General features: G+C 52.0%; 1 protein-coding gene. It reads left to right on the top strand.

Annotated elements, in window-relative coordinates; all coding sequences use genetic code 11:
* Window positions 1–38 precede the first annotated feature (38 nt).
* Window positions 39–408: response regulator (locus tag BTA35_RS17235; RefSeq protein WP_238377641.1), on the top strand; the 370-nt coding region annotated here is incomplete at its 3' end.

The raw sequence follows: 408 nt of genomic DNA, 5'->3' as shown, positions 1-408 counted from the left end.
GTTATCAAGTGAAAACGTTCCAATCGGCGCTCACCGCCTTGAGTCATGTAAACCGCGACTTTGCCGGTATTGTGATCAGCGATATCAACATGCCACATATGACTGGGCTAGAGCTGTTGGCACAGGTGCAAGCCTTTGACAGCGAGTTGCCCGTGATTTTGTTAACCGGATTTGCCGATGTGGCCTTAGCCGTAGAGGCGATGCACCAAGGGGCTTATGACTTTTTTGAAAAGCCGATCAACGAGCGCCTGCTGGATTCTATCGCCCGTGCTTTAGATAAGCGGCGTTTGGTGCTGGAGAACCGCCAACTGAAAAAAGCGGTTAAGCACAATAAAGAGCCGGGAGTGCGTATTTTAGGGGAAACGCCCGCCATGCAGGCGATGCTTGAGCTGCTGAATACCGTAGCGG

Source organism: Oceanospirillum linum (genome assembly GCF_001995095.2).
GTDB classification, from domain to species: Bacteria; Pseudomonadota; Gammaproteobacteria; order Pseudomonadales; family Halomonadaceae; genus Oceanospirillum; species Oceanospirillum linum.
This window is presented reverse-complemented; position numbering and strand designations above follow the sequence as displayed.